Here is a 16,335-nt window from a genome sequence, read left to right on the forward strand (position 1 = left end):
TCGTTTATCACATACCCTTTTGGAGGAATTGCTTTGGTGAGGTGCCAATATATTTTTTAAAGACAGAACTGAAATACTTGTAATCACTAAATCCCGTTTGTTCAGCTACTTCATAGACAAGACTATTTTCGTGCTGTAGTTTTTGAATGGCTTTTGTTAACCGATAACGAGTTAACAATTCATTAAAACTATAGCCTGTTCGCTCTTTTAACTTTGTGTTCACGCTTACAGTGGAAAGGCCAATTGCTTTACTAGCCATCGCTAAGCTTATTTTTTGATCATAATGCTTTTCAATGTATCGAATAGCATCTGCAGCATAGCTAGAACCTTCTGTCCATTCTACTTTTAAATCAAGAACATGACGATAACTATTCGATTGACTTGTCGATCTTTTTTCTTGCACACTTGTTGCTAACTCTTGAAGTGTTGCTTCAAAATCTTTTAAATCAACTGGTTTTAATAAGTAATTATGCACACCTAGCCGAATAGCTTGTTGTGCGTATTGAAATTCTCCATAACCTGAAAGGATGATGGCTTCATATTGACAGGTATCTTTTGTTTCTTGCAACATTTCCAAACCATCTTTAAAGGGCATTCGAATATCTGTAATCACAATATCTGGCTTTTTATCGAGAATAAGCTGACAACCCTCAATACCGCTTTCTGCCGTTCCAATAACAATACAGTTCGTTTTAAGCCAATCAATTCGGTAAAGTAGTCCTTTTAAAATAATTGGTTCATCCTCTACAATAATGACTTTCAACATGGTTTCACCCCTTTTGTAGTGGCAATGTAAGTGTCATAATCGTTCCATCTTCAACATGTGAACGCATCATTAAACCATAATCCTCGCCATATAAAAGCTGAATGAGCTGATGTACAGTATGAAGACCAGTTTGTTCTGAAGCTTCTTTTTCCCCAAGATAAATGGCTTTAATTTCCGCCACTTTTTTTTCATCAAGACCCCTTCCGTTATCACGAATCTCAATCGTTAGCTCGTTTCCGTCTGTTTTGATCACTACTTGAATAAATAAAGAATGGGTTTTATGAATATTATGTTTGATTGCGTTTTCAATTAATGGTTGAATGAGTAATTTTGGAATAAACGCTTCTTCTAGTATAGATAGTGGATTTACAATGATCTCATAGTGAAGTCTTTTTCCGTATCTCATTTTCTGTAATGAAAAATAATCATTTAGATAGCGTATATCTTCTTCAAGTGGCACTAATGTTTGACCAAAATTCGCATTATAGCGCATCAATGTTGCTGTTTTCACAATCATGTCAGAAGCACTTTGCGGATCCTCCATTAGTTCATACTTAATCATTTCAAGTACGTTAAAAAGAAAATGAGGATTAAATTTTGCTTCAAGATGCTTTAATTCACTTATACGCTTCTTTTCCATAATGATTTGATTTTCATCTAACAATCGCTCAACCTCAGATACACGACTTCGGTATTCTTCATAAATAATTTCTACTTCTTCATAGTTCGGCTCATGATCAAAATGGCTATACTTCTTTTTAGATGCCATTAATGCTACTAGCCCATCAAATGGTTGTAGTGACTTTGCGACAATTTTTGGAGCCACAAACCAAACAACGAGTAGAATGGCTATACTACTAATTAGCATTGTGAGCACACCATATAAAACGAGTAAGCGATAAATAGACATTGGTGTAGCAGTAATAACCTGAATTCCTTGCTTAGAAAGAGTCGTTTGCGTTTTGTAAAACATCTCTCCCTCATACGTAATCCAGTTCCCTTTTAAATCTAAATCAAGTTTTCCTAGCGTAGTCAATCCATACGAGTAAGTAGAAAAAATCACATTATCAAACAAATCCGTTACGTACACATAATGCTGATCAGGAAACGAGGGTGAATCGAGAAAATAAAACAAATAGCCAAGTAGGCCTTCCTCTCCCTGTATTGCGGCTGAGAAAACATAGGAGGAGCGATGGTGAACATCTCGTAATGGGCTCGTTAACCGCGTCCCAACGACACCAGCCCCTTCTAATTTATAGGTAAGAGCATTTAAAGCAACACTGCTTCTTGCTTCCACATCAGACCCACTATAAAAACTTGTAGCAACTACCTCTTCATCACCATCTAACAACAAAAAATCTGCATGAAACGACTGATGATTGCGAAAATCATACAAGATCTTATAGGCATCACCTGCTTGTTCTCCTGTTTCTAAAAAAGAATGGATAGTGGAAGCGCTAATAAGATCGTCCATTCCACTATAGTAGGCTGCGAAACCTGTTTCTATGTCTTTTAAGACATGTTCATGGTTCGCTTCATTAGGCTCAATAATTGTCAGGCGAAACACAATTGATAGTAATAGTAAATAAACAAAAAAGATAACAGTAACCACAACGATGGCATAGGTGAAAAAAGATCTCTTTATCTCGTCTTTCATTTTCTTTGGTCTCAAATTAATTCACCTCCTTTGAACATTTTCTTCAATTAAGCTTTTCTTGGAAACATCTACATTTACACTTTCGCTAAAAAGTAAGCGTTCTCATTCCATCATATAGCATAATTGCCCTATTTGAATAAGTTTGCTTTTTTGAAAAACGAATTTATTTTCAGATAATTCTTTATTAATATATAAAAAAGGCTGGGACAAAAGTAGATAGACAGACCAAAATGACGAACATTCCTGAAAATAGGAACGTTCGTCGCTTGTTTTATATGAAAATGAGCAGAAGGAGAATCCGAAGACTCTGGAATGGCGGTTTTCCACGGAGGAGGCTGTGGCCGTGTCCCCGGAAAGCGAAGGATTCTCCTGTAGCGGTGCGACTCAGCATAGTTTAGACTATTCGTCTTTTCAACTACTACTTTTCGTTATGTCCCAGTCTCTTCTGCTCATTATTCAAAGTACCGTTCTGCGTTTTTAAAGGAAATCGCTTGTATCAGTTTTCCTGCTTGTGGCATTTCAGCTGGAATCTCTCCATCTTCTATCCATTCACTAATTAATTGACATAGAATGCGTCTAAAGTAATCATGACGAGCAAAAGATAGAAAACTTCTTGAATCCGTTAACATTCCAACAAAGTGATGTAAAACCCCAACGGATGCTAAACTTATCATTTGGCGGCGCATGCCTTCTTTTGTATCATTATACCACCAGCCTGATCCAAGCTGCATTTTTCCTGGCAAACCTTCTTTCTGAAAGTTTCCAAGTGTACTTGCGATCATTTCATTTTTCGTCCAATCAAGGTTGAAACAAATTGTCTTTGGTAGTTTGTCAGATTGTTCAAGTTCGTTTAAAAAACGATTTAATGATACCGCATACGAGTCATCTCGAATGGAATCAAACCCACTATCTGGACCAATTGTATTAAATGCCGCACGATTGTTATTGCGCAGAGGACCAATGTGAAGCTGCATCACCCAACCCTTATCTGCGTATGCTTTTCCTAAATGTTCGAGAATAATAGACTGAATACGTATTATTTCGTGTTCGTTCAAACGCTTCTGTTGAAGCAATTGATTAAATATCTCTTCTCCCTGTTGAACAGTTGCTTTTTCAAATCGAAATTGACCTATTCCGTGGTCACTTGCTCGACAGCCACGTTCATGAAAGTAATCAATCCGATTTGTTAGAGCTTGAAGGTACGATGATAGATTGTTGATGTCAATCCCTGTAACATTTTCTAATTGATTAAGGAATTCACGGAAACTGTTTCCATCTACTTGCAACGCAGCATCTGCACGAAACGTTGGCAACACTTGCGTTTCAATGGTTTCATCTTGAGCAATTCGAACATGCTGTTCTAATGAATCATTAATTTGATCCGTTGTACAAAGTGTATGGACATTGGCTTGCTTAAGCAAGGATCGGACTGTGACTTTCTTTTCTTGTAGCTGTCGATTGGTTTCTTCCCATATACTTTCCGCTGTTTCTTCTGATAATAACGTGGAAATGCCAAATGTATGAGTTAATTCCATATGGGTCCAGTGATAGAGAGGGTTCCCAAGAAGTTGAGGAACCGTTCTTGCCCATGCGAAGAATTTCTCTTTGTCTGATGCAGAACCAGTAACGAGCCTTTCTTCTATACCACATGCTCTCATCGCACGCCATTTATAATGATCATCTCCTAGCCACAACTCGGTAATCGTTTCATAGGCTTTATCATTCGCAATTGACTCTGGGTCTAAGTGACTATGAAAGTCATAAATCGGCATTGTCTTCGCATATTCGTGATACAGCGTTTTTGCATACTCGTTTTGAAGCATAAAGTTTTCGTGTATAAACATTAGCAAATCACTCCTCTTTGACCAGATTCAATGGTGTTGCCATTTACGATAAGTGTTCGTTTATCCCTTGTTGCAATGGTGAAGATGGCCTCTTTATAAGGTAGGACATACCCATGGTGATCGACCGTTACATTGATGGAAATGGTATCCGCCGTAGTAATCATGTCTAAATGAACAAGTGCATGTTTTTCTTTCCAATTACGTGCTAGACCATCGTCTTCATACAGCGTATACGAACTGTGGTGATGAGCACCTTCTTCTGGAAATAATAGAAATCCACGTTCATCCTCGTCTTTCCTTTTAAACGTTCGCTCGGCTTGATTAATCGGTATGATCGAGCCCGCTTTTACAAGTAAAGGCGTCTCGTGATCCGGTGCAGGTAAAGTCACCTCTGTTCCTCCAGCAACAGCCGTTCCTCGATAAAAATCAAACCAACCTCCTTTCGTTTTTGGTGCGTACACACGCCTTTCATTTACTCCAGGCTCTACAACAGATGCAACTAGAAATGCTGGACCAGCGAGAAACTCATCATTCTCTTCCCAAGTACGGGAATCTTCTTCAAAATCGAAAAATGTTGGTTTCATAATAGGTTCATGGTCCGTACTCGCTTTGTAAAATGCCGTATACCAATACGGTGTTAACATGGAACGAAGCTGAATGAGTGCGCGAATGGCTGGTGTCGCCTCTGGATACATCCATGGTTCATTTACAGTTTGATCCTCGTTCCAAGAATGAATGGTGAAACGTGGATGAAAGATCCCATTTTGTACCCAACGGATAAAGAGCTCTTGATCTGGCTTCGGACCTGCAAACCCACCAACATCATGACCATAATTATAAACACCTGACAAACTAAGTCCTAGGCCGGTTTTCGTATTAAAACGAATCGTTTTCCATTCTGTTCGATTATCACCTGTCCAAGTCTGGACGTAACGCTGCATCCCTGGTCCTCCAGAACGTGAAATAAGAAATGGTCGCTCTTCTTTTGCAAAGGACTCTTGTGCCTCAAATGACGCTTTCATCATTAATAGTGGAAATAACCCGCGAATGGTCTGAAAAGGTAGTGGCTGATCAAATCCATTCACTTGTGCTTGTTCATTCCAAATTTCATATTCATTGTTATCATTCCAGGTGGACGAAATACCGTATTCAAGCAATTGTTTCGTCACTTGTGTCTTCCACCAGTTAAATGCTAGCTTGTTCGTAAAATCAAGATAGGCGCCACCGCCATCCCAAAACTGAGCTAACTCGGTTTCCCCTTGCGTATCAGTAATAAAATAATTGTTCTCTTCCAGCTCTTCGTATGCAGGATGACCTGCTAGAAAAGCAGGCTTAATATTCGCTGCAAGTCGCAAGCCTTTTTCACGAAAATCTGCCGCTAATTTTTTGGCGTCCGGGAATTTGTCTTTGTTCCAATGAAAGACATATCGCTTGTCACCGATAGAGGTGTAGCCAGAAGACAGTTGAAAAGAATCACAGAGGATATCGTGTTCTTCACAATCATCAATAAATTGATAAAGCTGTTCTTGAGCGTTAGATGCATCTGTATAGCTCATCGTTGATCCAGAATATCCAATGCTCCACTTTGGTGGCATCATTGTATTTCCTGTGAGCCACGTATATGTTTGCACAACGTCTCTTACTGTTGGACCACCGATCATATAATAATCCAAGTCTCCTGCTTCTGCTTCAAAATAACGATACAAGCTATGGTAATTATCTAATTCTTTCCCTAGATCGATATAGCCTGGTGCAAGATTATCATAAAACAAGCCATAGGAATAACTCGTTTTAGGATTGTGCGTAATATAAAATGGAATATGCTTGTATAGCGGATCTGAATATTGAGCGTCATATCCCATTGCATCAATTGTCAGATTTCGGAAACGACCATGGTGACGATTTAATTCCCCTGTTCGTTCCCCTAAACCATAATAGTGTTCGCTAATGTCTCTTTTTAAATAATGTTTAAGCGATTTCCCTAGCTCACCATTGAAATTGTATGCTTGTGTCATGCGGTCACTGGCAAATTCAACCCACTCACCTTGCTGTTTCTGAAACCAGATCAGGCGAAATCCTTCTTTATAAATTACTGCTTTTAACTCATTTGTAGCGATTTCAATGTGACCATCGTACTCTTTCGTTGTAAATGGAGGACACGTAAATCCTTCTGTACTCAGACGCTGGCGACCTTCTACTGGTACGTCATCGCAACCTGGCGCGATGCTCCACGTTTGTGGTACCTCTAATCCCTCTTCTTTCTCAAATAGAACACGAAACATGCTTTGTTCAAGTACACATACATATGCTTTCATTTTTGCTGCCGTACTATAAAAAGATAGTAAAGAGCCTTCTTTTTCTTTCAGCTCAAATCGATACGTTGCTTGAATATTCATAGGTTTCTCTCCTTTTTCGATCGTATTACATTAAACCAGCGAGTGTTGGCAACCATGTGCTCAGCGCAGGAATCATTGTTACAATCATTAACACAATAATAATCCCAATGTAGAACGGGACAAGCGGTCGCACAACTTCTTCAATTTTCACCTTACCAACTGTGCTTCCTACGAATAAAGCACTTCCCCCAGGTGGCGTAATATTACCGATACAAAGATTGACAATTAAAATAACACCAAAATGAACCGGGTCCATTCCAAATTCCATGACAATTGGTAGGAAAATAGGCGTAAAGATTAAAATAGCAGGTGTGACATCCATAACGATGCCAATAAGTAAAAGAATGAGATTAATCAGTAACAAAATTAAAATAGGGTTATCTGTTAATGATAAAATGCCAGTACTAATAGCACTAGGAATACCTGTAAATGCCATGACAAGAGAAAGCATAGCAGACGTCCCAATTAAGAACATGATCACGACTGTTAATTCAACTGCTTCCTTAAAGATACCTGGCAGTTGTTTAACTGATAAACTTCGATAAGCAAACGATAAGAGCAACGCGTAAATTATGGCAATAGCTGATGCTTCCGTTGCTGTAAAAAATCCTCCAATTATGCCTCCAATAATGATAATGACAAGGAATAAGCTTGGTACCGCTTCCCAAATGACTTTTAATGGACGAATACCAGCCTGATTCTGTTTCGCCGTATAACCTTTACGCTTGGCGAGAATGTACGCCACAACCATTGTAGCAAGTCCCCATAAAATACCTGGTATGTAACCTGCTAAAAACAAAGCTGCTACAGACGTTCCACCACTGACGAGTGAGTAAATGATAAATAATCCTGTTGGTGGAATAATTAACCCTGTTGGTGCTGATGCAATATTGACAGCAGCTGAGAACTTACGGTCGTAGCCCTCTTGCTCTTGAAGCGGATGCATCACTTTACCAATAGCCGCTGCAGATGCAACAGAAGAGCCTGCAATGGAACCGAATAACATATTTCCAACAATATTTGTATGAGCTAATGATCCTGGTAATTTACCAGTTAGAAGACGAGCAACATTAACCAATCGCAGCGCAATGCCTCCTTGGTTCATAATGATGCCAGTTAATAAGAAAAAAGGTACAGCTAATAATGTAAAGCTATCAATACCTGTTACCATCTTCTGAGCAGAAGTGAAGACCGCCGCATCAAAAGGGGCAATAAGTAGCATTGTTACAATCGATGCACCTGCAACACTTATTGCGATCGGCACACCAATTACAAGCAAAAGTAAAAACACTACAACGAGGCTAATTCCTGCAAGTAAGGCCATTTGAATCTCCTTCTCTAGTTAATCGTTTTTCAATTGAATCGTTTCGTTTTGTTCTTGTGGGGCTCCGTTTTTTCTAGTAAACAGTTCGGTTAACGAAAACCATGTAATGAGAACACCTGATATAGGAAGGGATAAATAAATGTACCCCATTGGAATACCTAAGGAAACGGTTTGCTGTGTCATCGTTAACGAAACGAGCTGGATGCCTCCATACACCATGACAACTAGCGCAAACGCTAGTAAAAACAGTTGTGCCAAGAAGCGAACAACTCTTTGTGAACGAGCATGTAGACGATTGACAACCATTTCAATAGCAATATGTTTTTTCAAATGAAAAGCATATGCTCCGCCAATCATCGTCACCCAGATTAAGGAGTAGCGCAGAAATTCTTCTGAAAACGTGCTTGGCGCATTTAAAGCGTATCGACTAACTACTTGCCATACGGCTACTAAAACCATTACACCAAACATACTCGTTGAGACAAAGACGATGATTTTCCCTATTGTGTTGTTTACCTTTTCAATCAATTCAGTCACTCCTCCTTTTTCATCTCTCGAATACGTTCGTAGTAAGGTGCCATCATTTCGTTTGAGCGAACGGCTTCATGCATTGGTTCCACAAGGTCACGAAAGGCTTCTTTATTCACGTCTTCATGGAAGGTTACACCTAATTCTTCTGCTGCTTCAACAGAGCGCTGAATTTCTTCTGCCCAAAGCTCTTTATGAAATTGACTAGACTCATTTGCAGCTTCTCGAATAATGGCACGTTCCTCTTCGGAGAAGCTATCCCACCGCAACTTACTGAATATGAGTAAGTCAGGTACGATCGCATGCTCTGTATAAGAATAATCCTTTGCAACTTCACCGTGATTGTTTGCAATTAAAGCGGTTTCATTGTTTTCAGTCCCATCAATTACACCTTGCTGTAAGGCTGTGTATACTTCACCAAAAGCCATTGGCGTTGGAGCCCCACCCATAAGACGTGTCATTTGAATGGCGGTTTCACTAGGTTGTACTCGAATTTTCAACCCGGCTAAGTCTTCTGGTTTTCGTACAGGTTGATCGATTGTATACATATTTCGTGTACCTGCATCATAATAGGTCAGTCCAAAAAAACCACTGTCGGAAGTAGAATCATAGATATCCGTCGCAATAGCGCTTTCCATTACCTCATAATAGTGATCTTGATCGGCAAACAAGTAAGGAATACTAAATAGCGCATAAAATGGCGAAAAGCTCTCTAGAGCAGTCGCGCTCACTTTGGTTGCATCTACAGCACCAGTTTGAGTCAACTCAATGGCTTCCCTCTCAGATCCTAATTGGCCATTTGGAAAAATATCAAACCGTAACGTGCCGTCACTTTTTTCTTCCGCTAATTCAGCAAAATAAACCAAAGATTGATGGATAGGATGACTTTCATTCATATTGTGAGGTAAACGCATAACAGTAACGTCACTTGATAACGCTGCTGGTGTTGAACAGGCAGCAAGAAAGCAAGTTAATGCGCTTACAATTCCAATTGATAAACGACGCATCATTCGTTTCTCCCTTCGTAATAACAACGTTGTTATTTCATAATATAAATGAAAGCGCGTCCAAAATCAATGAAAACGTTGTTATTTTTTATGAAACTACGTAAAATAATAAGAAATGAGCTTATATAAAGGAGTTAAATGAACCATGGTTACGATTAAAGACATCGCTCGAGCAGCCAATGTAAGCTATTCTACGGTGTCAAAAGCGCTAAATGATAGCCCGCTCGTTAAACCTGAGACGAAAACAGCGATTTTAAACAAAGCGAAGCAGCTTGGCTACACACCAAATTTTGCTGCTAAACATCTCGTTACGAAGCGAACGAACACAGTCGGGCTCGTCTGGCCAGAAATAAACCGTGTAGCTTTAACAGAGCTTGCTCGACACGTTAACAAAATGATGGCTGCTGAAGGCAAAAACATCTTATTATCCATTAGTGATCCAATCGAGGCGATTGCTCTCTTCTCACGTATGCGTAGTGATGCCATTCTTTTATTTGAAGAAGATATTCCTCAAAATCAATTACCTGCTCAACTTGATATCCCCCTTTTGTCCTACGGCGTGCCTGGAATTAACCAATTTCCAACCGTTGGTGTACAGCACGAATACGCGATGGAATTAGCGGTATCATCACTTGTTCAATCTGGACACGCTTCAATCGGTTATGTCGGCATGGTTGACGGTATTGGTCGACGTCAGCTAGCTAAACAGGCTGGCTATTTAGATGCCTTAAAAAAGCGTGAGTTGGAGCCTGTTCTAGTAGATACGAAAGGACTTAACAGCATAGATGGTTCTACTGCTATAGCAGCTTTCCTCACTAAGAGTTCGTTACCCGACTCACTCATTTGCTCAAGCTACGATATTGCAGTCGGTACGGTTCGAGCCATTCGACAGGCTGGTTTATCTATTCCAAACGATGTCGCTATAATCTCTTATGACAATATTCCTCAACAAGCAGAAGGAGATGTTCCTCTTAGTGCAGTCGGTGTACCGGTTGAAACACTTGCTGAAACCCTTGTACAAGAATTATTACGGTTAATCGCAGGAGAAGATGGACTTGTTCAAGAGCTTGTACCAGAGCTTGTTGTGCGAACATCATCCCGTTTACGTAAACAATAAAAAACAAAAGAGGCTGGGACAAAAGTAGATAGACAGACCAAAATGACGAACATTCCTATTTTCAGGAATGTTCGTCGTTTGTTTTATATGAACATTAGCGGAAGGAGAATCCGAAGATTCCTGGGGGATCAGCACGTGTCTGAAGACTCTGGAGTGGCGGTTTTCCACGGAGGAGGCTGAGGCCGTGCCCCCGGAAAGCGAAGGATTCTCCTGTAGCGGTGCTACTCAGCATAGTTTAGACTATTCGTCTTTTCAACTACTACTTTTCGTTATGTCCCAGCCTCTTTCATTATAAATTCATCTCTTTTTTACCTGTTAATTTAAAGAATAATAGAAGAGATAAAATAGATGTGACGGTTAATATTGCTGAGTAAGCTGATGCATTACCAAAATTCCCTCTAATAACTTCAGAATAGATAGATACAGCAAGGGTTTGGGTATTACTAGAGTAGAGAATAATAGATGCACTTAATTCACCTAAAATGGTGATCCAACTCATAATCGCTCCGGCTAATACGCCAGGCATCATCATCGGCACAACCACTTTAAAGAATGTCCGCTTTTCTGATGCACCGAGACTAATGGCTGCCTCTTCCATACTCGGACTAATCTGACTAATAATGGCGGTGCTTGAGCGTATCGTATAAGGCATTCGACGAATAACAAAAGCCAAAACCATAATAAAGGCTGTTCCAGTCCAGAAAAAGGGTGCATTATTAAAAGCAAATACAAGCGCAATACCGAGCACTGATCCTGGAATAACAAATGGAAGCATAGAAATGGTATCAAGAGTAGACGTAATACGATTACGTTTTCGAACCGTTAGGTAGGAAATAAAGATTCCAATAATAACGATTACAATAATCGCAAAAAATCCTAGCTTATACGTATTTAAAATCATTGATAAATCACGGTTAAATAAAATGGTCTCGTAATTTTGAAGTGAAAAACGACCTGTGTACACTTGGCCACCAGTTGTTTCTAAAAAGGACGTATAAATAACAACAAGCTGCGGCAAGATCGATAAAAGTGCAATTACATACACAACGCTATGACTTAACACGTTCTTTATCCCAAACGATTTCTTAACCTCCATTGGCTTTAGCGCTGACATGGAATACGAGTATTGTCGTGAGATGATGCGCTGCACAAGGAAAAGAGCAATGGTGACGATAATAAAAATGGTTGCAATGGCTGCTGCGAAACCAGCATCCCCACCAACTTCACTCATAAACTGCGTGTAAATTAACACAGGTATGGTCCGGTACCCTTCACCAATTAACATTGGTGTACCAAAGTCAGCAATAACCCGCATGAAAACAAGAAGCGCACTTGCTAAAAGAGTTGGTGTAATGAGTGGTACGACAATTTTCAACATTCGTTGAAATCCAGAATAACCAAGACTTTCCGCAGCTTCAATTAACGAATTATCCACATTTTTCAACGCACCTGAAATGTAAATAAAAATTAACGGGAAGGACTGCAACGTTAACACAAGGACAATTCCTGCAAACCCGTAAATGCCATCATAATTCAAACCAAACGTATCATTTACAAACTTTGTAATAACGCCACCACGACCTAGCAATTGAATCCACGCGTAGGCACCAATAAATGGTGGAGAGATGTACGAAACAATAATTAAAATTTGGATGGCTTTACTACCAAAGATTTTTACTCTTCTTAGAATATAGGCAAGTGGTAGCCCAATTAAAACAGCAAGTACTGTTGCCACAATGGTTACTTTAATACTGTTCCATAGAGTCACCCAGTAAAATTTACGATCAAAGAAATGGGCGAAGTGTTGTAACGTAAAACCGGTTTCTGCATTGTACACACTTTTATTTAAAACAAGGACCACCGGAAATAAAATGAACAATGCGAAAAAGAGGAGAATAAAAAGCGTAATCAGATTCCATCCATTTGCATATTTACGAAGCACTTCACCCACCTGCCTTAATGAGCGTCTCTTCTGTTAAAGAATCAAACACGTTAATAAGTGCTGGTTTTACCTTTACTTGCACCGTTGTTCCTTCTGGAATAATGGCATGATCTTCAATATTCTGTACAACTTCTACCGTCTCTCCTGTTGTTAGTGTGACAAAATAATGTGTGTTAATTCCTAAGAACATCGTTTTATTGACTGTACCAGCGATTGTATTCACATCAGATGTTACAACAAATTCTTGCGGACGAACGGAAACCAATACCTCCTGTCCATTTTTTGCAGCATCACTTAACGTCGTAAGCTTTTCTTTATACTGTTCATTAAACACAAGATAGCTATCATCCCCGACTTTTTCAACAGTTGCTTTTATTACGTTTGACGTACCTATAAATTGAGCTACGAAAAGGGTGCGCGGGCGCAAATAAATGGTTTCAGGCTTATCGATTTGTTGAATAACACCTTTATTCATTACAGCAATACGATCAGAAATCGCTAACGCCTCTTCTTGATCGTGGGTTACATAAACTGTTGTTATGCCGACTTCTTGCTGAATGTCTTTAATCGCATTTCGCATCTCTACCCTTAATTTTGCATCTAGGTTTGATAAAGGCTCATCCATTAATAATACCTTCGGGTTAATGACTAACGCGCGAGCTAGTGCAACTCGTTGTTGCTGTCCACCAGAAAGCTTATCCGGTTTTTTTGCCTGATGCTCTTCAATTCGGACCACTTTCATCATTTCTTCAATTCTGCTTTTCATAGATGATTTATCTTGATTTTGTGCTTTTAACCCGAATGCAATGTTTTCTGCAACAGTCATATGAGGAAAAATAGCGTAATTTTGAAAAACCATTCCCATCTTTCGTTTATTTACTGGGATGTTATTAATGACTTCATCGTCAAGCTTTATTGCGCCACCTTCTATTGAGTTAAAGCCAATAATCATGCGCAGTAATGTGGTTTTTCCACAACCAGACGGGCCGAGGAGAGTAAAGAGTTCTCCTTTTTTAATTTCTAATGACAGTCCATCAATAACTGTTTGGTTCTCATACTTTTTAACAACGTTTTCTATATGAATGGCAACACTCATGAAATGGTTCCCCCTTAATCTTCTCTAGTAAAAAGAGAGATGCAGAGCCTAACGCGCACCCTGCATATCCTATTTTTTAATTCATCGATTGTTCAAGCACATCTACATAACGTGCCGTAATGTCATCTGTGTGCTCGATAATAAAATCTTCATCGTATTCTTCAAATAGATGAATCTCATCTTGAGGCGTCATGTAGTCTGCGACCTCAATACCCTCACGCAAAGGACGAACCGTTAACTCCATGCCTGTACGACTTTGCACTTCTTCAGACAAAACATAGTCGATGAATTTCTTTGCACCTTCTAAATTATCAGTTCCCTTTATAATCTGAACCGATTGACCTGGATACACAACGCCTTCAGATGGGAACACAACTTCAACTGGCGCACCACTCTGAATATAGTGGATGACCGGATCTTCCCATGTCAACCCAACTGTATATTCTCCGTCTGCTACCCCTCTATGCACTTGTCCTGAACTTCCTTGTACTTTTCCGTCTAGATTTTCAAGAAACGCTTCCACAAATGTCCAAGCCTCATCAGCTAAAGGATCCCCGTCACCTGCTGCATACAGCATCGCGACTAATGATTGGAAAGCAGAACTTGAGTTAACAGGATCGCCAAACGCAATCCGCCCCTTCAATGCCGGGTTAAGTAAATCTTGGAAACTATCAATTTCAACATCACCAACTAAGTCCGTGTTCACAATAAAAACAGTGGGATCGGAAAACGCTGGCGAGAAAAAGCCTGTTGTATTTTTGAATCCTTCCATCATAAACTCATCTTCAGGAGATACATATTCTTCAAATAAATCCGTTTTGTCATGAAGCATGGTGACATCAGCTGCCCATAATATGTCCCCTTGTGGATTATTACGTTCTGACTCTACTCGAGTCACCACTTCTCCTGTTCCTGCAGAGATAGTTTGTACTTTAATACCCGTCTCTTCCTCAAATTTCGGAATAACCGCTTCATTTAAGTTTTCACTTCTTGTTGTATAAATAACGAGTTCCCCTTCACCTGAACCTGAGCCGGATTCACCACAAGCTGTTAAAGCCACTACGGCGCAAAGAGAAAAACCAACTAATTTAAGCGCTTTCACAATAACCCCTCCTCTTATTTCTAGCTCTATCCTATCGCAAGGAGAGTACCGCCGAAATCCTAAAATCACTAAAATATATCCATTATTTAAAAGCTCGTTTCGTGAATCGAATCCTTACTATGCTAAAAAACCGCAAATTCATTTAAGATTTGCGGTCCATCAATAACGTGCTAGTTAAAGAAAGCGTTTCTATACTACCATTCCACTAACTTAGGAAAACATCTTTATTTGCTAGTTTTACAACTGTCTCTTTTAGCACTTCTATCCCAACTAAACAATCCTCTTCTTTTGTATATTCAGACGGATGATGACTCACTCCATCTACAGAAGGAACAAAAATCATTGCCGTTGGCCAACGCCTTGCCATATTCATTGAATCATGACCTGCTCCACTAGGTAGCGACAAATGAGAAAGACCCTTTTCGTCACAAATCGCCGTAATAAGACTGCGAATACGCGCATTCATTTGTACAGGTTGTGTTTTTTCTTCATGCTCAATGTCAATGACAACACCTCTTTGTTTCTGGACAGCACTAATTTTCTGTTTTAACTTTGTAATGATTCGATTTCGTGAATGAACATATTGACTGCGAATATCAATTTTCATTTCCACTCTTCCAGGTACAGTATTCATGGCACCATTAACGACATGAAGCGTACCTACTGTCGCAAACGTATTCCAATCTTTTTCCATAATCGATTGATGTTCTAATTCTAAACTTAACTCAGCAGCAGCGAGTAGAGCATCATGACGGTCTTCCATAGCCGTCGTGCCAGAATGTGAGGTTTCCCCTTTCACAACAAGAAAAAGTCGATGAGGTGCAGCAATACCCGTTACAACTCCTATATTTTTTCCTTGTCGCTCCAGTTGCTTTGCTTGCTCAATATGTAGTTCAACAAATGCTTTCAATGCCTCTGGCTGTCTTTCAGCACACTCAATAGCATCCACTGACAGATCGACCTTGGCAAGTGCATCTGTAAAGGTCGTTCCGTCTTTATCCACTAATGAACATAACGCCGCTTTATCGACCTGTTGAGCCATTGCTTTACTTCCTACAGTAGACACACCAAATCGCGCTGATTCCTCACATGTGAACGCTATTAGTTCAAGAGGATGGTCGGTTTCAACCCCCTCTTCATTTAATTGTCTTAAAACATCTAAACCAGCGATGACACCTAATGCGCCATCATATCTCCCTGCTTGATAAACTGTATCAATATGAGAGCCGAACGCTACTGCTGGAAGGTTTGCGACTTTTCCCTCTCGTCTCGCAATCATGTTCCCAGCTGCATCTTCTCGCACGATTAAACCTAATTGCTCACAAGAATTTATTAACCATTGCTTTGCCTCTTTTTCCTCTAGGCTATAAGCTAGTCTTGTAATTCCCTCTTTTTCATTAGCTGTTGACGTAAATCGATTAATTGTTTCTAAATGATCGATAGCTTGATTCATCGTTGTCCCTCATTTTTGTTCATTTCTACGGTAGCCATTTCATTGATTAAAAAAGAAAAAGCCTCTACGAGAGAAGCTACATTTATCCTAGCATAGAATTCAA

12 protein-coding genes are annotated in these 16,335 nt (G+C 39.7%); 1 reads left to right on the forward strand and 11 read right to left on the reverse strand.

The genetic code is table 11. The annotated features are described in order from the left end of the window. Positions 1 to 7 precede the first annotated feature (7 nt). The 7 genes from BK583_RS11150 to BK583_RS11180 form a co-directional block, all read right to left on the reverse strand. Positions 8 to 766 carry a response regulator transcription factor gene (locus BK583_RS11150; protein ID WP_055735238.1) on the reverse strand — a complete coding sequence of 253 codons (759 nt, stop codon included), beginning with the start codon at positions 764 to 766 and terminating at the stop codon, positions 8 to 10. Between the two features lie 4 nt (positions 767 to 770). Then, complete coding sequence (locus tag BK583_RS11155; RefSeq protein WP_055735237.1) at positions 771 to 2,438, reverse strand: sensor histidine kinase; 1,668 nt, start codon at positions 2,436 to 2,438, stop codon at positions 771 to 773. Positions 2,439 to 2,875: 437 nt separating this feature from the next. Continuing rightward, positions 2,876 to 4,267: a glucuronate isomerase gene (gene uxaC, locus BK583_RS11160; RefSeq protein WP_055735236.1), complete on the reverse strand. Its 1,392-nt coding sequence runs from the start codon at positions 4,265 to 4,267 to the stop codon at positions 2,876 to 2,878. Then, a complete protein-coding gene (locus tag BK583_RS11165) occupies positions 4,267 to 6,663 on the reverse strand; it encodes a glycoside hydrolase family 31 protein (protein WP_055735235.1) in 2,397 nt (798 codons plus the stop codon). Before BK583_RS11165 ends, uxaC begins: the two co-directional genes overlap by 1 nt. A 25-nt stretch (positions 6,664 to 6,688) precedes the next feature. Next, the gene (locus BK583_RS11170; protein ID WP_055735234.1) at positions 6,689 to 7,987 is read right to left on the reverse strand and encodes a TRAP transporter large permease; all 1,299 of its coding nucleotides are present in this window, start codon (positions 7,985 to 7,987) and stop codon (positions 6,689 to 6,691) included. 18 nt (positions 7,988 to 8,005) lie between these two features. Beyond that, a complete protein-coding gene (locus BK583_RS11175; protein ID WP_055735233.1) occupies positions 8,006 to 8,515 on the reverse strand; it encodes a TRAP transporter small permease in 510 nt (169 codons plus the stop codon). Positions 8,516 to 8,520: 5 nt separating this feature from the next. Beyond that, positions 8,521 to 9,525 carry a TRAP transporter substrate-binding protein gene (locus tag BK583_RS11180; RefSeq protein ID WP_055735232.1) on the reverse strand — a complete coding sequence of 335 codons (1,005 nt, stop codon included), beginning with the start codon at positions 9,523 to 9,525 and terminating at the stop codon, positions 8,521 to 8,523. 142 nt (positions 9,526 to 9,667) lie between these two features. Between BK583_RS11180 and BK583_RS11185 the strand changes: the two genes are divergently transcribed. Then, positions 9,668 to 10,639, forward strand: a complete 972-nt coding sequence (locus BK583_RS11185; protein WP_055735231.1) for a LacI family DNA-binding transcriptional regulator — start codon at positions 9,668 to 9,670, stop codon at positions 10,637 to 10,639. Positions 10,640 to 10,928: 289 nt separating this feature from the next. On the opposite strand, the gene BK583_RS11190 is transcribed toward BK583_RS11185, so the two are convergent. From BK583_RS11190 to BK583_RS11205, 4 genes are all read right to left on the reverse strand, one after another. Further along, a complete protein-coding gene (locus tag BK583_RS11190) occupies positions 10,929 to 12,581 on the reverse strand; it encodes an ABC transporter permease (protein WP_197196523.1) in 1,653 nt (550 codons plus the stop codon). Position 12,582: 1 nt separating this feature from the next. Further along, positions 12,583 to 13,677: an ABC transporter ATP-binding protein gene (locus tag BK583_RS11195; protein WP_055735230.1), complete on the reverse strand. Its 1,095-nt coding sequence runs from the start codon at positions 13,675 to 13,677 to the stop codon at positions 12,583 to 12,585. A gap of 76 nt (positions 13,678 to 13,753) precedes the next feature. After that, on the reverse strand, positions 13,754 to 14,779 hold the full coding sequence (locus BK583_RS11200; protein ID WP_078440150.1) for an extracellular solute-binding protein: 1,026 nt from the start codon (positions 14,777 to 14,779) through the stop codon (positions 13,754 to 13,756). A gap of 205 nt (positions 14,780 to 14,984) precedes the next feature. Next, positions 14,985 to 16,232, reverse strand: coding sequence for a Zn-dependent hydrolase (locus BK583_RS11205; protein ID WP_055735229.1), 1,248 nt, complete (start codon positions 16,230 to 16,232; stop codon positions 14,985 to 14,987). Positions 16,233 to 16,335 lie beyond the last annotated feature (103 nt).

Source organism: Shouchella oshimensis, from assembly GCF_002019765.1.
Classification (GTDB): domain Bacteria; phylum Bacillota; class Bacilli; order Bacillales; family Bacillaceae_D; genus Shouchella; species Shouchella oshimensis.

What these genes read in the sequence shown, in the direction of transcription:
- BK583_RS11150 (WP_055735238.1), bottom strand. Translation starts at nt 766, where the DNA reads ATGTTGAAAGTCATTATTGTAGAGGATGAACCAATTATTTTAAAAGGA.
- BK583_RS11205 (WP_055735229.1), bottom strand. Translation starts at nt 16,232, where the DNA reads ATGAATCAAGCTATCGATCATTTAGAAACAATTAATCGATTTACGTCA.
- BK583_RS11170 (WP_055735234.1), bottom strand. Translation starts at nt 7,987, where the DNA reads ATGGCCTTACTTGCAGGAATTAGCCTCGTTGTAGTGTTTTTACTTTTG.
- BK583_RS11195 (WP_055735230.1), bottom strand. Translation starts at nt 13,677, where the DNA reads ATGAGTGTTGCCATTCATATAGAAAACGTTGTTAAAAAGTATGAGAAC.
- BK583_RS11165 (WP_055735235.1), bottom strand. Translation starts at nt 6,663, where the DNA reads ATGAATATTCAAGCAACGTATCGATTTGAGCTGAAAGAAAAAGAAGGC.
- BK583_RS11180 (WP_055735232.1), bottom strand. Translation starts at nt 9,525, where the DNA reads ATGATGCGTCGTTTATCAATTGGAATTGTAAGCGCATTAACTTGCTTT.
- uxaC (WP_055735236.1), bottom strand. Translation starts at nt 4,267, where the DNA reads ATGTTTATACACGAAAACTTTATGCTTCAAAACGAGTATGCAAAAACG.
- BK583_RS11185 (WP_055735231.1), top strand. Translation starts at nt 9,668, where the DNA reads ATGGTTACGATTAAAGACATCGCTCGAGCAGCCAATGTAAGCTATTCT.